The organism is Ochrobactrum sp. 19YEA23, from assembly GCF_029909865.1.
GTDB classification, from domain to species: Bacteria; Pseudomonadota; Alphaproteobacteria; order Rhizobiales; family Rhizobiaceae; genus Brucella; species Brucella gambitense.
The window spans coordinates 91,989-107,884 of the sequence record NZ_JASAMQ010000003.1 but is presented as its reverse complement, the minus strand read 5'-3'; the positions used below and the strand labels follow the sequence as shown (position 1 = coordinate 107,884).

Below are 15,896 nucleotides of genomic sequence, written 5' to 3'. Positions count from 1 at the left end.
TAATCGCTTGTCTCTTAACGGGGCAAAACAGAGCTACCCATCAAATCGGCGTCGATGGCATGGGCGGCCTGACGGCCTTCACGGATCGCCCAGACGACCAGCGACTGACCACGGCGCACATCGCCTGCGGCGTAAAGCTTGTCGACATTGGTGCGATAATCCTGCTCATTGGCCCGGACCGACTTGGAGCCGCGACGATCGGTTGCGACGTCGAGCTTGTCACCCAGTTCCTTGACCACGCTATCTTCACCCGGACCGGCAAAGCCGATAGCGATGAATGCAAGGTCCGCCTTGATGAAGAATTCCGAACCCGCAATCGGCTTGCGCCTCTCATCAACCTGACAGCACTTCACATGGGTCAGGCGGCCTTCTTCGCCGATGAATTCCAGCGTTGCGACCTGAAATTCGCGCGCTGCACCTTCAGCCTGGCTGGATGAGGTGCGCATCTTGGTAGCCCAGTAAGGCCAGACGCTCAGCTTGTCTTCCTTTTCCGGCGGCTGCGGACGAATGTCGAGCTGCGTAACGTTCACTGCACCCTGACGGAAGGCGGTGCCCACGCAGTCCGATGCGGTGTCGCCACCGCCCACCACCACGACATGCTTGCCGCCAGCGAGGATCGGAGCCGAAGCCCAGGCGACGGACTCGATGTTCTCGCGACCGACGCGACGGTTCTGCTGCACCAGATAAGGCATGGCGTCGAAAACGCCTTCCAGATCGGCGCCGGGAATGCCTGCCGGGCGCGGGCTTTCGGAGCCGCCGCTGTAAAGCACGGCATCATAGGTATCGAGAAGACCGCGCAGCGGCTTGTCGACGCCGATATTCACGCCGCAAAGGAAGCGGACGCCCTCACCTTCCATCTGCGCCACGCGGCGGTCGATGTGATGCTTTTCCATCTTGAAGTCCGGAATGCCGTAACGCAGCAGACCGCCGGGGCGGCTTTCGCGTTCATAAACATCGACCATGTGACCAGCGCGCGCCAGCTGCTGCGCAGCAGCAAGGCCAGCCGGGCCGGAACCGATGATGGCGACCGACTTGCCGGTTTTGTTGGCTGCTGGCTGCGGCACGATGTAGCCCAGCTCATAGGCCTTATCACCCAGAGCCTGCTCGACCGTCTTGATCGCAACCGGCGTATCTTCGAGGTTCAGCGTGCAGGCTTCCTCGCAAGGCGCCGGGCAAACGCGACCCGTGAATTCCGGGAAATTATTGGTCAGATGCAGGTTGCGGATCGCCTGATCCCAGTTGTTGTTATAGACCAGATCGTTCCAATCCGGGATCTGGTTGTGCACCGGGCAGCCCGTCGGTCCATGGCAGAACGGAATACCGCAATCCATGCAGCGCGCAGCCTGCTTCTGCACTTCACCATCCGTCATCGGAATGGTGAACTCGCGGAAGTGGCGGATACGATCCGACGCTGGCTGGTACTTTGCTACCTGCCGGTCGATCTCTAGAAAACCAGTTACCTTACCCATTCTTCTACTCCCCTCGGCCTGAGACCAGCGCATGGTCTGCTTTGCCGGAAGTTGCCCTGTCCGCCGCGTCATTCTTGAACGCGCAGGCATATCAAAGCGTTGTTATCTCTTCATGTGGCGAAGGGCGCCCGACCCGAAGGTCGGGCTCCGCTTGTCAGGATCATTCAGCCGCGACACCGATCTGCATGCGCTCCATCTCTTCCAGAGCGCGACGGTATTCGACCGGCATGACCTTCACGAATTTGGGACGATAGCTCTCCCAATTGTCGAGAATATCCTTCGCCCGTGTCGAGCCTGTGTAATGCAGGTGGTTGGCGATCAGCTGCACCAGACGTTCCTCATCATGATGGGTCATATTGGCCGAAACGTCCACACGGCCCTTATGCATGAGGTCACCGCCATGGTGATGCAGCTTTTCGAGGATGTCATCTTCTTCCGGAACCGGTTCCAGTTCGACCATTGCCATGTTGCAGCGCTGGGCGAAATCGCCTTCCTCGTCAAGCACATAGGCGACACCGCCCGACATGCCCGCCGCGAAATTGCGACCCGTCTGACCGATAACCACGACGACACCGCCGGTCATGTATTCGCAACCGTGATCGCCCACGCCTTCGACAACCGTGACCGCGCCGGAGTTGCGAACGGCGAAACGCTCGCCTGCAACGCCGCGGAAGTAGCACTCGCCTTCAAGCGCACCGTAGAGCACGGTATTGCCGACGATGATGGAATCCTCGGCGACGATACGCGTATCTTCCGGCGGGCGGATAACGATGCGACCACCCGAAAGACCCTTGCCAACATAGTCGTTGCCATCGCCAATCAGTTCGAACGAGACGCCGCGCGCCAGGAATGCGCCGAAGGACTGGCCAGCCGTGCCGCGAAGCGTAACAGCGATGGTTTCATCCGGCAGGCCCTTGTGGCGGAACCGCTTGGCAACTTCGCCTGACAGCATGGCACCAGCAGAACGGTCAACGTTCTTGATTCCGATGTCGATCTTGACCGGCTTGCGTTCTTCGAGCGCAGGCATGGCTTCCGCGATCAGCTTACGGTCCAGAACGTCCTCAATCGGATGATGCTGACGCTCGGTCCAGTAAATCTCGTGCTTCTCAGCCTCAGGCTTGTAGAAAATACGGCTGAAATCGAGACCCTTGGCCTTCCAATGGTCGATCATGTCCTGCTTTTCCAGAAGATCGGTCTCGCCGATAATCTGTTCCAGCTTGGTGAAGCCCATTGAAGCCAGCAGCGCACGCACTTCTTCCGCCAGATAGAAGAAGAAGTTGATGACGTGTTCCGGCGTGCCCTTGAAGCGCTTGCGCAAAACCGGGTCCTGCGTCGCCACGCCCACCGGGCAGGTGTTCAGATGGCACTTGCGCATCATGATGCAGCCGGCAGCAATCAGCGGCGCTGTCGAGAAACCGAACTCATCGGCACCCAGCAGCGCGCCAATGACCACGTCGCGACCAGTCCGCAGACCACCGTCGACCTGCAAGGCCACGCGGGAGCGAAGCCCGTTCAGCACCAGCGTCTGGTGAGTTTCGGCGAGGCCGATTTCCCATGGGCTACCGGCATGCTTCAGCGAGGTGAGCGGCGAAGCGCCCGTGCCGCCATCATAACCCGAGACGGTGATATGGTCGGCGCGTGCCTTGGCAACACCGGCCGCAACCGTGCCCACGCCCACTTCCGACACCAGTTTGACCGAAATATCGGCAGCCGGATTGACGTTCTTCAGGTCGTAGATCAGCTGTGCCAGATCTTCGATCGAGTAGATGTCATGGTGCGGCGGCGGCGAAATGAGGCCAACGCCCGGGGTCGAGTGGCGGGTCTTGGCGATGGTCGCATCGACCTTGTGACCCGGCAGCTGGCCGCCTTCGCCGGGCTTTGCACCCTGCGCAACCTTGATCTGGATCAGATCGGAGTTGACGAGATATTCCGTCGTGACACCGAAACGGCCCGATGCAACCTGCTTGATTGCGGAGCGTTCCGGGTTCGGCGTGCCATCCGGCAGAGGATAGAACCGATCCGGCTCTTCGCCACCTTCGCCCGTGTTCGACTTGCCGCCAATGGCGTTCATCGCCCGTGCCAGCGTGGTATGCGCCTCACGGCTGATCGAGCCGAAGGACATGGCACCGGTCGAGAAGCGCTTGACGATATCGACCGCCGGTTCAACTTCATCGATCGAAACCGGCTTCAGACCGCGATCCCCGGCAAAGCGGATATCGAACAGGCCGCGAATGGTCTTGGCCTGTGCCGACTTGGAGTCGAGCATGCTCGTATATTCGGTGAACGTATCCGGGTTCGAGGTGCGCACTGCATGCTGCAGCTTCGCAACCGCATCCGGCGACCACAGATGCGCCTCGCCGCGCATGCGGTAGGCATATTCGCCGCCGACTTCGAGCGAGGTCAGCAGAACCGGGTCGTTACCGAATGCATCGGTGTGACGGCGCACGGTTTCTTCGGCAATTTCGTCCAGACCAACACCTTCGATGCTGGTGGCCGTACCGAAGAAGAACTTGTCGACGAAGCTCGACTGCAAGCCCACGGCGTCAAAAATCTGCGCGCCGCAATAGGACTGGTAGGTCGAGATGCCCATCTTGGACATGACCTTGAGAATGCCCTTGCCGATCGACTTGATGTAGCGCTTGACCACTTCATACTCGTCAACTTCCGGCGGGAATTCGCGACGGCGATGCATGTCGAGCAGCGTATCGAAGGCGAGATACGGGTTGATCGCTTCCGCGCCATAGCCTGCGAGGCAGGCAAAATGGTGCACTTCGCGCGGTTCACCCGATTCGACCACGAGACCGACCGAAGTCCGCAGACCCTTGCGGATCAGATGGTGATGTACGGCAGCCGTCGCCAGCAGAGCCGGGATCGGAATGCGGTCCGGACCAACCTGACGGTCAGACAGGATAACGATGTTGTAGCCGCCATGAACAGCCGCTTCGGCACGGTCGCAGAGACGCTCGATTGCGCCATGCATACCGGCTGCGCCCTCACCCGTATTATAGGTGATGTCGAGCGTCTTGGTGTCGAAACGATCTTCCGTGTGACCGATGGAACGGATCTTTTCCAGATCGCCATTGGTCAGGATCGGCTGGCGCACTTCCAGACGCTTGCGGCGCGAGTTGCCGATAAGGTCGAAAATGTTCGGGCGCGGACCGATGAAGGAGACGAGGCTCATCACCAGTTCTTCACGGATCGGATCAATCGGCGGGTTGGTGACCTGCGCGAAGTTCTGCTTGAAATAGGTGAACAGCATCTTCGACTTGTCGGACATGGCCGAAATCGGCGTATCCGTACCCATCGAACCGATGGCTTCCTGACCGGTGGTCGCCATCGGGGACATCAAAAGCTTGGTGTCTTCCTGGCTGTAACCGAAGGCCTGCTGACGGTCGAGCAGGCTCACATCCTTGCGCAGCGCACGCGGTTCGACCGGGCTAAGGTCTTCCAGAATGAGCTGGGTGTTGCCAAGCCACTGCTTGTAGGGATGCTTCTGCGCGATCTGCGACTTGATTTCCTCATCGGAAACGATGCGGCCCTCTTCCATATCGATGAGCAGCATACGGCCCGGCTGAAGACGCCACTTCTTGACGACCTTCTTTTCCTCTACCGGCAGAACGCCAGCTTCCGAAGCCAGAATGACGAAATCGTCGTCGGTCACGATGTAGCGGGCCGGACGCAGGCCGTTACGGTCCAGCGTTGCGCCGATCTGGCGACCATCCGTGAAGGCCACGGCGGCAGGGCCGTCCCATGGTTCCATCAGGGCTGCGTGATATTCGTAGAATGCGCGACGATCATCCGACATCAGCTTGTTGCCGGACCATGCTTCGGGGATCAGCATCATCATCGCATGAGCGAGGCTGTAGCCGCCCTGATGCAGGAATTCCAGCGCATTGTCGAAGCAGGCCGTATCTGACTGGCCTTCGTAGGAAATAGGCCACAGCTTGGAAATGTCGTTGCCGAACAGTTCCGAGTCAACCGAAGCCTGACGCGCCGCCATCCAGTTCACATTGCCGCGCAGCGTGTTGATTTCGCCGTTATGCGCGACCATGCGGTAAGGGTGAGCCAGACGCCAGGACGGGAAGGTGTTGGTCGAGAAACGCTGGTGAACAAGCGCCACCGCGCTTTCGAAGCGCGGGTCTTTCAGGTCCTTATAATAGCTGCCGACCTGATAAGCCAGGAACATGCCCTTATAGACGACCGTGCGCGCCGACATGGAGACGACATAGAAGCCGTTATCGTTGCCGTCGTTTTCCTGATAGATGCGGTTGGAAATGACCTTGCGTAGCACGAACAGGCGGCGCTCGAACTCATCGTCGGTTTCCAGCATCGGGTTGCGACCGATGAAGACCTGAACATGGAAAGGTTCGGTCGCGGCAATATCCGGCGCCTTCGACAAGGATGAATTGTCGACTGGCACTTCACGGAAGCCGATGAACTGCTGGCCTTCTGCAGCGATCACTTCCTTGACGATTTCTTCGGCATGGGCGCGCAGCTGAGAGTCGCGCGGCATGAACAGATAGCCGACGCCATAATGGCCCGGCTGCGGCAGGTCGATGCCCTGACGCGCCATTTCCTCACGGAAAAAGCGATCTGGAATCTGTACAAGAATGCCTGCACCGTCGCCCATCAGTGGATCAGCGCCAACGGCGCCGCGATGGGTGAGGTTTTCGAGCATCTTCAGGCCGTTTTCCACGACCTCATGCGACTTCTTGCCCTTCATATGGGCAATGAAGCCAACGCCGCACGCATCATGCTCGTTGCGCGGATCGTAGAGACCTTGAGCAGGCGGGACACCCGCCGCCTTAGTTTTTCGCGTCGTTCGGGTGGAAGCGGTCGTCGCAGCTTTGACCGTTCCGTTCTGTACGTTGTGAGAAACCACATTCGATACAGATGGCGTCAAATGCGTCATCGTCATTCCCTCCGTTTGGCCCTCTTCATGAGGCGCGCGATCAGTATATACCGAGATGGTGACAACCATCTCGCTGGTGTGTTCATTCTATGGAAAGCCTTATCGACAAGGCGTTGGACGAGGTTCCGGGCAAATGGCAAGGCCAAGCGGGCAAAGCCGGTGCGAGGAACGATGTTTAGCGCCTTATTCTCATCAGGCTCGGACAGACGATATCCAGCCCGCCAGATGATGGCGCACTCGAAACTCCCTGTCACAGTCGGAGCGCCGGTGACCGTCAAGCCATTGGCCTGCCAGCACAGCGCTTTTATTTCTGAAACCGACGGCACGGTTCTATCCGTGTTTTCCGCCTGCATCAGCTTTTAATTGGACAGCATTGCTGTCCTAATTACGTATGACAGAATTCAAATTGCCTCACAAGATGGAAACGCAATTTTTCTCAGCAACTTCCGTAATAAAATATCAAAAGCTGTGATTTTACTGGATTTTAATTGCGTTTAGCCGCCATTGCGTCAGTTTGGCGCGCTTTTGTTCACAGTGCCTCTGCCTATAAAATAGGCAGGTTGATGACATTTTTCGCGTAAGCCGGGCCTTAACCGCTTCTGTCAGACAGGTTATAGAGACATCAACTGAGCGTAAGCCCATTTAACCCATCTGGAGGAATACGTGCATTTTGCATCAGACAACTGGGCGGGCGCCCATCCGAAAATTGCGGAAAGCCTTTCGCTGCACGCAGCCGGTTTTGCCGCCGCCTATGGCGCAAGCGAACTCGACAAGCGCGTCGAGCAGCGTTTCAATGAAGTCTTCGAGCGCGAAGTTGCCGTCTTCTTCGTCGGCACCGGCACAGCCGCGAACTCGCTGGCACTGGCCAGCGTCAACCGTCCAGGCGGCGTTTCACTGGTGCATCGCGAAGCGCATGTCATCGAAGATGAATGCGGCGCGCCTGAATACTTCACCGGCGGCGCACGTCTTCATCCCATTGACGGTGCGCTCGGCCGCATCGACCCTGAACTCCTCAAGAGGGAACTGAAGCGCTTCAACCCGGCTTTCGTCCATGCCGGACAGCCAATGGCCGTCAGCATCACGCAGGCTACGGAAGTCGGCACGCTCTATCAACCGCAACAAATCGCCACCATTTCGAAAATCTGTCGCGATTCTGGTCTGCCGCTTCACATGGATGGCGCACGTTTCGCCAATGCGCTGGTTACGCTCGGCCTGACACCGGCCGAAATGACATGGAAGCAGGGCGTCGATATCGTCTCCTTCGGCGGCACCAAGAATGGCTGCTGGTGCGCGGAAGCGCTGGTCTTCATGGACCCGGCGCGCGCAAAGGATCTGCCGTTCATTCGCAAGCGCGCAGCACAGCTCTTTTCCAAGACCCGTTTTGTGGCTGCACAGTTCGATGCCTACCTGCAAGATGATCTGTGGCTGGAACTCGCACGTCATTCCAATGCGCTGGCAACCCGCCTTGCAGGCCACGTCAACGCGTCCAGCCAGATGCGCCTTGCCTGGAAGCCGGAAGCCAATGAAGTTTTTGCCATCATGAAACAGTCGGTCTATGACCGCCTGCGCAATGCCGGAGCGATCTTCTACGACTGGAACCCGCCGCATTCGGAAGAAAACCGCATTGGTGAGGGCGAGATTTTCGCCCGCTTTGTGACCAGCTTCGCCAACACGGAAGAAGATGTGGACCGGTTCGGCGACATGATCGCCTGAGTGTCTGATCCATACGCACCATAAAGAGAAAAGGCGGCGCTTTGCAGCGCCGCCTTTCTTATTTCTACAAGCTGATCAGTGATTAGTGTGCGGTTTTGGCTTCGATCTGCTGAGCGCTGTCGGAACCAGCCTTGGCGACTTCGATCTTGCGCGGCTTCATCTGTTCAGGAATCTCGCGCTTGAGGTCGATGTGCAGAAGGCCATTCTTGAGGCTTGCACCAGCGACTTCGACAAAATCAGCAAGCTGGAAGCGGCGCTCGAAAGCACGCGAAGCAATACCGCGATAAAGCACTTCACCAATATCGGATGCCTTTTCGTCAGCCTTCTGGCCTTTTACGGTCAGCTGGTTGCGATGGGCCTCGATTTCGAGTTCGCTTTCGGAAAAGCCCGCAACGGCCATGGTGATGCGATAGGTGTTCTCACCCGTGCGCTCAATATTATACGGCGGATAGGACTGTGTGCCCTCCGGCGAAGCGAGCGAATCAAGCATGGTGAAAAGCCGGTCGAAACCAACCGTGGAACGATAGAGCGGGGAAAAATCTACGTGACGCATGTGTTAGCCCTCCTTCAGAGCGACATGATGCATGGTTCCGCATGATCCTTTCCAAAAACCGACCTGCGGCTTCGGGATCATGCATGGCGGCGAAACTCCCTTAATGGCGAATTCCTTGGTGCCGGCGGCCCCTTTTTGGCGACCGCAAAACTCATTTGGGAATGGCTGTTTTGCTTTTCAAGAGTGCTCTCAAACAACAATATCCCCAGCTTCGCCTACACGGCATGTCACTTCGCGTAACAACTCCTGATCCGTAGTGGCCTACATTTTTGGGAGCAACCGCACAGTGAACCCAAAATGAACATCATCTTCCGCGAGCGTTCATCTGCTTGGGGCTAATACATGTCCCGTCATGCCTGTCGCTCGGCAGGTTTTATTAAGGATCACGGTTATGAAAAAAGCTGTTCTCGCTTTTGCCGCACTTGCCACCGTCGCTACCGGCTTTGCGACCCCTTCCCTCGCTGACAGCTCGGGTTTGCGCGTCCAGGTTCAGTATTACGACAACAATGATGGTTATCGCCCACGCCCGCCGCGCCCGGATGCACCACCTCCGCCGCCCGGCTATGGCCGCCCGGATCGTCGCCCCGACTGGGGTAATCGCGATACGCTGCGCCCGCGTGAAGTCACCCGTATGCTGGAACGCCGCGGCTATGCAGTCGGCGACATGCGCCGGGATCGCGACACCTATATGGTCCGCGCCACACGTCCGAATGGTCGTCGCGTCATCGTTATGGTCGACGCCTTCTCCGGACGTATCGTCGGCGAACGCCGTCCGGGCGGCTACTAAACATTTGAGAAGTCGGAACGTCTGGCCGCAACGTCCCTTGCACCTGACGATCCTTTGGCCGGAAGTTCGCCCGCGAACTTCCGGTTACTTTTTATCATCACTTCGCGCATAATACTCGAAACGATCAGGGCATTATCATTCGCGAAAGGCTGCGCAACGGATGTCGGAACTACTGTTCGAAACCGATGCGAATCCGATTCCGCATGGCATACGGTCGGGCTTTTTCACCAGCCATTCCGATTATCCCGACAGCACCCTGCGCTACAGCATCCTGAAGCCCGAAACAGGCCCGGTGCGCGGCACGGTCATCGTGCTGCAAGGTCGAAACGAATTCATCGAAAAATATTTCGAGACGATGAGCGAGCTGACGGCACGCGGCTTTGTTGCCGCCACCTTCGACTGGCGCGGCCAGGGCGGCTCTCACCGGCTGCTGCGCGACAGGCTTCGCGGCTATGTCCGCAGTTTCGATGATTATCAGGAAGATCTGGATCATTTTTTGACAGATATCGTTCTGCCCGATTGCCCGCCGCCCTTCTATATTCTCGGCCATTCTTCCGGCGCCATGGTGGCGCTGGCTTCAATGGGCAGCCTGTCGTCCCGCATCACGCGCATGGTGCTGTGCGCGCCTTTCATGGGCCTCGCCACACAGAAATTGAGCGACGATGTCGTGCGCCGCCTGGCTGCCACGCTGCGACGCATCGGGCTTGGAACGCTCTATGCCTCTGGTGGGAAAAGGCTGACCGCACGACCCTTTGCCGGAAATCCGCTGACCAGCGATCCTGCGCGTTTTATGCGCAATACGGAAATCACGCGCCTCTTCCCCGATCTGGCGCTAGGCGGACCGACGGTGCGCTGGGTGTGGGGTGCGCTTGAAACGGCGCGCCGCATCAATCAGCCGGATTTTTATGAGGAAAGCCCCAGTGTGCCTGTGCTGATCATTGCGGCAGGTGACGAACGTGTTGTGTCGACGCCGGTGCTTGAGCGTTTTGCGGCGCGCACGCGCAATGTTTCACTGATTACCATCGATGGCGGACGCCACGAATTGTTGCAGGAAGCCGATTTCTATCGCGAGCAGCTCTGGGCCGCATTCGACGCCTTCATTCCCGGATCGTCCGATGTCGAAACCATGCCGGAAACCATCGAGCCGGAGTTTTCCGGCGTCTGACAGGCAGGAACAGGGAACCGGCCCGACAGGCCGATCCCCCGAAATGTTTTAGCCATTCAGCAAATCGAGCGCGGCCTTGTGCAATTCAGGCGTGGCAGCCGCAACAATATCGCCAGCCTGTTCGGCGGGGCCACCATCGCGACGTGTGATCACGCCACCCGCCTGCTCGATGATCGGGATGAGCGCCACGATATCGTAAGGCTGCAAACCAGCCTCGACGACGATATCGACATAACCGCCTGCGAGCATCGCAAAGGCGTAGCAATCCACACCATAACGCGACAGGCGTACCGCGCTTTCAAGCCGGTCAAACCCCTGGCGATTCTCGCCTTTGAACATCGCTGGCGTCGTCGTGAACAGCGTCGCATCCGCCAAGGTCGCGCCCTTGCGCACGGAAAGACGGCGCGGCTCCTCACCGTCACCTTCGCGCAGCAAATAGGCGCCTTCGCCGTCGCTGAAGAACAGCTCACCCGTGAAAGGCTGTGACATCATCCCGGCGCGTGCATCGCCATCCACTGTCAGGCCGACCAGCGTGCCCCAGACAGGCAGACCGGATATAAAGGCGCGCGTGCCGTCTATGGGGTCGATAACCCAGACATGGCTGCGGTCGGTATTTTCCGGGCCATATTCCTCGCCCAGAATGCCGTGCTCCGGATAACGGTGCCCAATGACGGCACGAATCGCCCGTTCCGCAGCACGGTCCGCTTCGGTCACAGGGTCGAATCCGACGCTGTATTTGTTGTCCACCGCGTTCAATTGACGAAAGCGCGGCAAAGTTTCAGCTGCTGCAGCCGCTGCCACTTCGGAAAAAAATGCCTTGTCGATGAGCAACCCCATTCTCCTGTTTCCAAGACATGGCTGCAACTTGTGCATCCATGCTAATTTTGCTCAATTATTGAGCAAGAAAAAATCAGCCCAAAAAAGATGCGCATTTTCTTGACGCAAGCACCTTTCGCGCGTAACTTAAAGATCAGACAGGTCTTCCTGTCGATGCCTTTCGGGGCATTTCCTCCCTAGTCTTTGGCCGCGTTCGTATTGTTCGAGCGCGGCTCTTTTTATCTGCCTGCTAAATTGAATTTCTTATACTTACCATGGGCTTGTCGCATTTGTGCGACATGCCGCCGAACACCTCATTCGGCAGCAAGCGGCGGCGCGATAAACAGATCATCCGGCAAGGATGTGAGGTCGCTCAGGAACTGATGCAGATCGCCACATAATGTGTCGAAACCCGTGAGCTTGTGCAGCGATTGCTCATTTACATAGAGACTGCGGTTAATCTCGATCTGCAAGGCATGGCACGCAACGGCGGGCCGGCCATAATGTTCGGTGATGAAACCGCCCGCATAGGGCTTGTTATGTGCAACCGTGTAGCCCAGATCCCGCAACAGCTCGATGGCAGCCTGCGTAAGGCGCTCACTGCACGAGCGACCGAACCGGTCACCGATAATGAAATCAGGACGCGAAGCCACTTCTCCCGGACGCACACCACCGGGCATCGAATGGCAATCGATCAGGACCGCATAGCCAAACCGCGCGCGAGTCGATTGCAGCAAGCCTTCAAGCGTGCGGTGGTAGGGCTTGTAGAGGTCTTCAATGCGATAGAAGGCTTCGGCAAGCGGGATACGCCCCGAATAGATCATCTGCCCCTCGCCCACCAGACGCGGCACCGTGCCCAGCCCGCCGGCAACCCGCGCCGACTGACTGTTGGTGAACGGCGGCAGCGTTTCGGTGAACATGCGTGGATCAAGCTCGTAGGCTTCGCGATTCACATCAAGAAAAGCGCGCGGAAAATGCGCCTTGAGCAAGGGCGCACCGAGTCGGACGGCGGAGGCAAACAACTCATCGACATAGCAATCCTCCGAATGACGGATGCTGAGACTGTCGAGACGGGATAACTCCAGAAAGGATTGCGGATAATAGCGACCGCTATGCGGCGAATTGAATACGAACGGAATTCGCTGCTCTGCCGGAGCATTCACCTCGAAAGGCGGTATCAGGCTGAAATCACGCTCCAAACTCATATTTTGATCCGTTTATGCATGTCATCTTTGCGGTGGCTGGACACAGCACGCCGCCGGGCTCGACAAATTACGTCAACCGCTGCGCCGGTGCAAATACCAACACGTAGCGCCGAATTCGATCATGAACCGAAAACTGCGGCAATCCCGTCACAAATGACAGATTGTTGCCAAATGCATGCCATAACAATTAACATTCGCGCGAGCATTCATTTCATATTTACCAAAGAAGCGTTTTCTAGAGTGGAAAATTGAATCGTTCACGCTGCCCGAGCACTGGAGCGAACGATGGGAAATTCGGACGGACCAATGAAAAGAATTCTTCTTGCTGAAGACGATAACGATATGCGCCGCTTCCTCGTGAAGGCACTGGAAAAGGCGGGCTATCACGTAACACACTTCGACAATGGCGCGAGCGCCTATGAACGCCTGCAGGAAGAGCCGTTCTCACTGCTGCTGACTGATATCGTCATGCCGGAGATGGACGGTATCGAACTGGCGCGCCGCGCCACGGAAATCGATCCCGACCTGAAAATAATGTTCATCACCGGATTCGCTGCCGTTGCTTTGAACCCTGATTCTGACGCCCCGCGCGATGCGAAAGTGCTTTCCAAGCCATTCCACCTGCGCGACCTGGTGAACGAAATCGAAAAAATGTTGATCGCCGCCTAAGGCGATCACCGGCCAAGTCGCGGTTTTCCGGGCTTTTGAAAAGTCTTCAACAAAAAGACGAAAAAACTTCAAAAAAGGCCATTGACGGGCGCAACGCGATATGGTGTATGCGGCACATCGAATGGGCGTATAGCTCAGCGGGAGAGCACTACATTGACATTGTAGGGGTCACAGGTTCAATCCCTGTTACGCCCACCATTCGATCCTCCACTTAGGACATATATAAATCATATCAGATGCTTAGACTGATGGATGGTTTACAGATGCCCTCACCTGCCTCCAGAATATGCACTGTTATTGCTAAGGAACCCGACGCGAGCGCCTTACCTTCTAGCCGCGAATCATTCCCAATTCTTTCACCGCCCGCAGGCTACGCCCTTCTTTATGGTGTCGTGTAAAACCAAATGACCGGCGCGACGATCAGCGCCGCCAACACGATCCAGGCTATCCGCCAGCCAATGTTCTTTGTTCCGAGAAACGCCGTCATGACTATCGCAGCCGCTACCATCACGGTAACCGGCCAATAGATCGACATGATAACGAGAACGGCAACCCACCAAGGAAATGAAATCATGATGCGCTTGTAGCCAGCCGCACCCGCGTCGGCAAGGGATTGGCGCGCGCCGCGTCTGCCGGTAAGTGTAATAACTGCGCGCCGAAGCGGGGCTTATGCCCCGCCCTTTTCGTTATTCTTCTTCTTTTTGTCTTCATCGTAATGAAACTTGATGGCGAAGAACATGGCCGCGCCCAACACGAGAACCTTGAACGCGATCAAGAATACCGGAATCCATTCCATCTTTTGAATATTTCCATACTGCTATCGATGGTGAGGTGCATTAGCACACTATCTCCGCTTCAACAGTTCATTTTATTTGATCATGACACCTGAGTTGCTTGGCTTGCTAACCATATGCAGCGCAGCTGATTGTGTCGTGGCGTTAAGAGAGTTGACCGCCACATCTGGAACCGGCAGTTGATTAGCTCGTTCATTCCTGCGGCGGGCGCTAAACGAATAATGGATAGTCGCCATGTACAGGTTTTCGGCAATCGCAGCAGTGATAGTGGCAGCCCTTTTGTCCACTGTCCCGGCACAAGCGCAAAGCATTGAAATTGGACCAAACGGCATTCAGGTCAATCCAGACGATGACCGCAGAATGCACCGTGACCGCCGTGATTACGGCGATGAAATCAGCGAACGTCGAGCAGCAAGAATTGCACGCAACGAAGGCATGGACGAGGTTGAAAGCGTTTCAAGACGCCGTAATGCTTACATCGTCAGAGGCCTGGATCGAGACGACAACGATATGCGTGTCATCATTGACCGTCGTAGCGGAGATGTACTCGAAGTGCGCTGACCGTGCGTAACACCCCGCACCGTTATCAAGTGGAATCGAAAAGCCGTCCCTCGCCCTGCAACTGCCGGAGAGGGGCGGAAAACTGTGCTGAAAAGCCTTCAGGCCTAAAGTCAGATTTGACCTCACCGGAGCCAAGAAGGCCCATTCTGATCAGCTTCGAGCCAAAACCGGACTTTTGCGGTTCGATAACAGTCGGACCACCGATCTCAGCCCAGAACAGGGTCAGGGTCGGCTCGCTCTGGCCCTTCGAGACTTTCGCTTCCAGTTGGACATGGCCGCCCTCGTTAGACAGTGCACCATATTTGATCGCATTGGTGGTCAGTTCGTGGATAAGCAGCGAAACCGTGGACGCCCCTTTCGGGCCGATCATAATATCCCTGCCTTCAAATTGGACCCGATCGCTTACAGCCAGCGCATTTGTAATGCCTGTCACGATCTCCCGAAGTGACCCTTCCGAGCTTTTCCCAAGCCGAAGCACATCATGTGCATTCCCAAGCGCAAACAACCGCCGGGTAAACGTATGGATCACATCGTCATCAGCATTGTTATTGAAGGTCTGGCTCGCAATCGCCGAAACCACGCTGAAAGTATTCTTTATGCGATGTGCAAGCTCAGCGTTCAGGATCTTCGCGTGTTTTTCGGATTCTACTTTGGAGGTGGTCTCGATGACCGTATCGATCATCCCGGCAACACGCCCCTTTTCATCAAAAATTGGGCTGTAGCAGAATGTAAAATAGCATTGTTCAGAATAACCATGGCGATCAATGACCAAGGGAAAGTCTTCGATAAAGGTCGCTTCTCCGGCATAGGCGCTCTCAATCATCGGCACCAGCTCATCCCAGACTTCCGCCCAAATATCGCCGAATGACGCCCCCATGCAATTCTCTTTCTCGCCGAGAATTTGCCGAAAGCCATCATTATAGATTGTCGTATACTCAGGTCCCCAGACAATTGCTTTCGGGAAATGTGACGCGAGCATCATTTGCACTGCGGTGACGAGCGGTGCTGGCCAGTGATTCGGCTCCCCTAATGGATTTTTACTCCAATCCAGACTTCTGATCTCATCGGCCGACCGTCCGCGTGCATGCAGGAAAAGCACCGCACTATCCATTATTATTTCCATATATATATGAGGAAGTTACAGAGGCGGGCATCGATCTTAGATTCGTCGCTTCAAGCATTAGAAGCTAGTCCAGCAACCACTAATATGTCAAACGACCCTTCAGATCGGGACAATCGCACATAAACTCTC

General features: G+C 56.7%; 13 protein-coding genes and 1 tRNA gene. 6 read left to right on the top strand and 8 right to left on the bottom strand.

The annotated features are described in order from the left end of the window. Nucleotides 1-14 precede the first annotated feature (14 nt). Together QBD01_RS09520 and gltB are read right to left on the bottom strand one after the other, a co-directional pair. The gene (locus QBD01_RS09520) at nucleotides 15-1,469 is read right to left on the bottom strand and encodes a glutamate synthase subunit beta (protein ID WP_280992582.1); all 1,455 of its coding nucleotides are present in this window, start codon (nucleotides 1,467-1,469) and stop codon (nucleotides 15-17) included. 160 nt (nucleotides 1,470-1,629) lie between these two features. After that, nucleotides 1,630-6,381, bottom strand: coding sequence for a glutamate synthase large subunit (gene gltB / locus QBD01_RS09515; RefSeq protein ID WP_280992860.1), 4,752 nt, complete (start codon nucleotides 6,379-6,381; stop codon nucleotides 1,630-1,632). 663 nt (nucleotides 6,382-7,044) lie between these two features. On the opposite strand from gltB, the gene QBD01_RS09510 reads away from it, so the two are divergent. After that, nucleotides 7,045-8,094: a low specificity L-threonine aldolase gene (locus QBD01_RS09510; protein WP_280992581.1), complete on the top strand. Its 1,050-nt coding sequence runs from the start codon at nucleotides 7,045-7,047 to the stop codon at nucleotides 8,092-8,094. Between the two features lie 82 nt (nucleotides 8,095-8,176). Here the strand turns inward: QBD01_RS09510 and QBD01_RS09505 are convergent, their stop codons facing one another. After that, nucleotides 8,177-8,647, bottom strand: coding sequence for an Hsp20 family protein (locus QBD01_RS09505; protein ID WP_182519621.1), 471 nt, complete (start codon nucleotides 8,645-8,647; stop codon nucleotides 8,177-8,179). Between the two features lie 391 nt (nucleotides 8,648-9,038). Between QBD01_RS09505 and QBD01_RS09500 the strand changes: the two genes are divergently transcribed. Further along, the gene (locus QBD01_RS09500; protein ID WP_078339241.1) at nucleotides 9,039-9,434 is read left to right on the top strand and encodes a PepSY domain-containing protein; all 396 of its coding nucleotides are present in this window, start codon (nucleotides 9,039-9,041) and stop codon (nucleotides 9,432-9,434) included. Nucleotides 9,435-9,594: 160 nt separating this feature from the next. After that, a complete protein-coding gene (locus tag QBD01_RS09495; protein ID WP_280992580.1) occupies nucleotides 9,595-10,599 on the top strand; it encodes an alpha/beta hydrolase in 1,005 nt (334 codons plus the stop codon). 48 nt (nucleotides 10,600-10,647) lie between these two features. On the opposite strand, the gene hisN is transcribed toward QBD01_RS09495, so the two are convergent. Together hisN and QBD01_RS09485 are read right to left on the bottom strand one after the other, a co-directional pair. Next, nucleotides 10,648-11,430: a histidinol-phosphatase gene (hisN, locus tag QBD01_RS09490; RefSeq protein WP_280992859.1), complete on the bottom strand. Its 783-nt coding sequence runs from the start codon at nucleotides 11,428-11,430 to the stop codon at nucleotides 10,648-10,650. Between the two features lie 299 nt (nucleotides 11,431-11,729). After that, on the bottom strand, nucleotides 11,730-12,620 hold the full coding sequence (locus tag QBD01_RS09485; RefSeq protein WP_280992579.1) for an N-formylglutamate amidohydrolase: 891 nt from the start codon (nucleotides 12,618-12,620) through the stop codon (nucleotides 11,730-11,732). 306 nt (nucleotides 12,621-12,926) lie between these two features. Here QBD01_RS09485 and cpdR point away from each other — a divergent pair, with 306 nt between their 5' ends. Both cpdR and QBD01_RS09475 read left to right on the top strand, forming a co-directional pair. Continuing rightward, nucleotides 12,927-13,289 carry a cell cycle two-component system response regulator CpdR gene (cpdR, locus tag QBD01_RS09480; protein ID WP_002966536.1) on the top strand — a complete coding sequence of 121 codons (363 nt, stop codon included), beginning with the start codon at nucleotides 12,927-12,929 and terminating at the stop codon, nucleotides 13,287-13,289. A 123-nt stretch (nucleotides 13,290-13,412) separates the two neighbouring features. Further along, nucleotides 13,413-13,487, top strand: a tRNA-Val gene (locus QBD01_RS09475). Between the two features lie 184 nt (nucleotides 13,488-13,671). Here QBD01_RS09475 and QBD01_RS09470 read toward each other — a convergent pair. Next, on the bottom strand, nucleotides 13,672-13,863 hold the full coding sequence (locus tag QBD01_RS09470; RefSeq protein WP_182519618.1) for a hypothetical protein: 192 nt from the start codon (nucleotides 13,861-13,863) through the stop codon (nucleotides 13,672-13,674). Between the two features lie 93 nt (nucleotides 13,864-13,956). Next, nucleotides 13,957-14,085 carry a hypothetical protein gene (locus tag QBD01_RS09465; protein WP_280992578.1) on the bottom strand — a complete coding sequence of 43 codons (129 nt, stop codon included), beginning with the start codon at nucleotides 14,083-14,085 and terminating at the stop codon, nucleotides 13,957-13,959. 232 nt (nucleotides 14,086-14,317) lie between these two features. Here QBD01_RS09465 and QBD01_RS09460 point away from each other — a divergent pair, with 232 nt between their 5' ends. Further along, nucleotides 14,318-14,644 (top strand): PepSY domain-containing protein, encoded by a 327-nt coding sequence (locus QBD01_RS09460; RefSeq protein WP_280992577.1) that lies wholly within the window; start codon nucleotides 14,318-14,320, stop codon nucleotides 14,642-14,644. Nucleotides 14,645-14,669: 25 nt separating this feature from the next. Here the strand turns inward: QBD01_RS09460 and QBD01_RS09455 are convergent, their stop codons facing one another. Continuing rightward, nucleotides 14,670-15,755, bottom strand: a complete 1,086-nt coding sequence (locus tag QBD01_RS09455) for an HWE histidine kinase domain-containing protein (RefSeq protein ID WP_280992576.1) — start codon at nucleotides 15,753-15,755, stop codon at nucleotides 14,670-14,672. Nucleotides 15,756-15,896: the final 141 nt, after the last annotated feature.

Bases quoted from the DNA above. Each gene is read 5' to 3' on its own strand.
- QBD01_RS09460 (WP_280992577.1), top strand. From the start codon at position 14,318: ATGTACAGGTTTTCGGCAATCGCAGCAGTGATAGTGGCAGCCCTTTTG.
- QBD01_RS09465 (WP_280992578.1), bottom strand. From the start codon at position 14,085: ATGGAATGGATTCCGGTATTCTTGATCGCGTTCAAGGTTCTCGTGTTG.
- QBD01_RS09505 (WP_182519621.1), bottom strand. From the start codon at position 8,647: ATGCGTCACGTAGATTTTTCCCCGCTCTATCGTTCCACGGTTGGTTTC.
- QBD01_RS09455 (WP_280992576.1), bottom strand. From the start codon at position 15,755: ATGGATAGTGCGGTGCTTTTCCTGCATGCACGCGGACGGTCGGCCGAT.
- QBD01_RS09500 (WP_078339241.1), top strand. From the start codon at position 9,039: ATGAAAAAAGCTGTTCTCGCTTTTGCCGCACTTGCCACCGTCGCTACC.
- gltB (WP_280992860.1), bottom strand. From the start codon at position 6,381: ATGACGCATTTGACGCCATCTGTATCGAATGTGGTTTCTCACAACGTA.
- QBD01_RS09495 (WP_280992580.1), top strand. From the start codon at position 9,595: ATGTCGGAACTACTGTTCGAAACCGATGCGAATCCGATTCCGCATGGC.
- QBD01_RS09520 (WP_280992582.1), bottom strand. From the start codon at position 1,469: ATGGGTAAGGTAACTGGTTTTCTAGAGATCGACCGGCAGGTAGCAAAG.
- QBD01_RS09470 (WP_182519618.1), bottom strand. From the start codon at position 13,863: ATGATTTCATTTCCTTGGTGGGTTGCCGTTCTCGTTATCATGTCGATC.
- QBD01_RS09485 (WP_280992579.1), bottom strand. From the start codon at position 12,620: ATGAGTTTGGAGCGTGATTTCAGCCTGATACCGCCTTTCGAGGTGAAT.
- cpdR (WP_002966536.1), top strand. From the start codon at position 12,927: ATGAAAAGAATTCTTCTTGCTGAAGACGATAACGATATGCGCCGCTTC.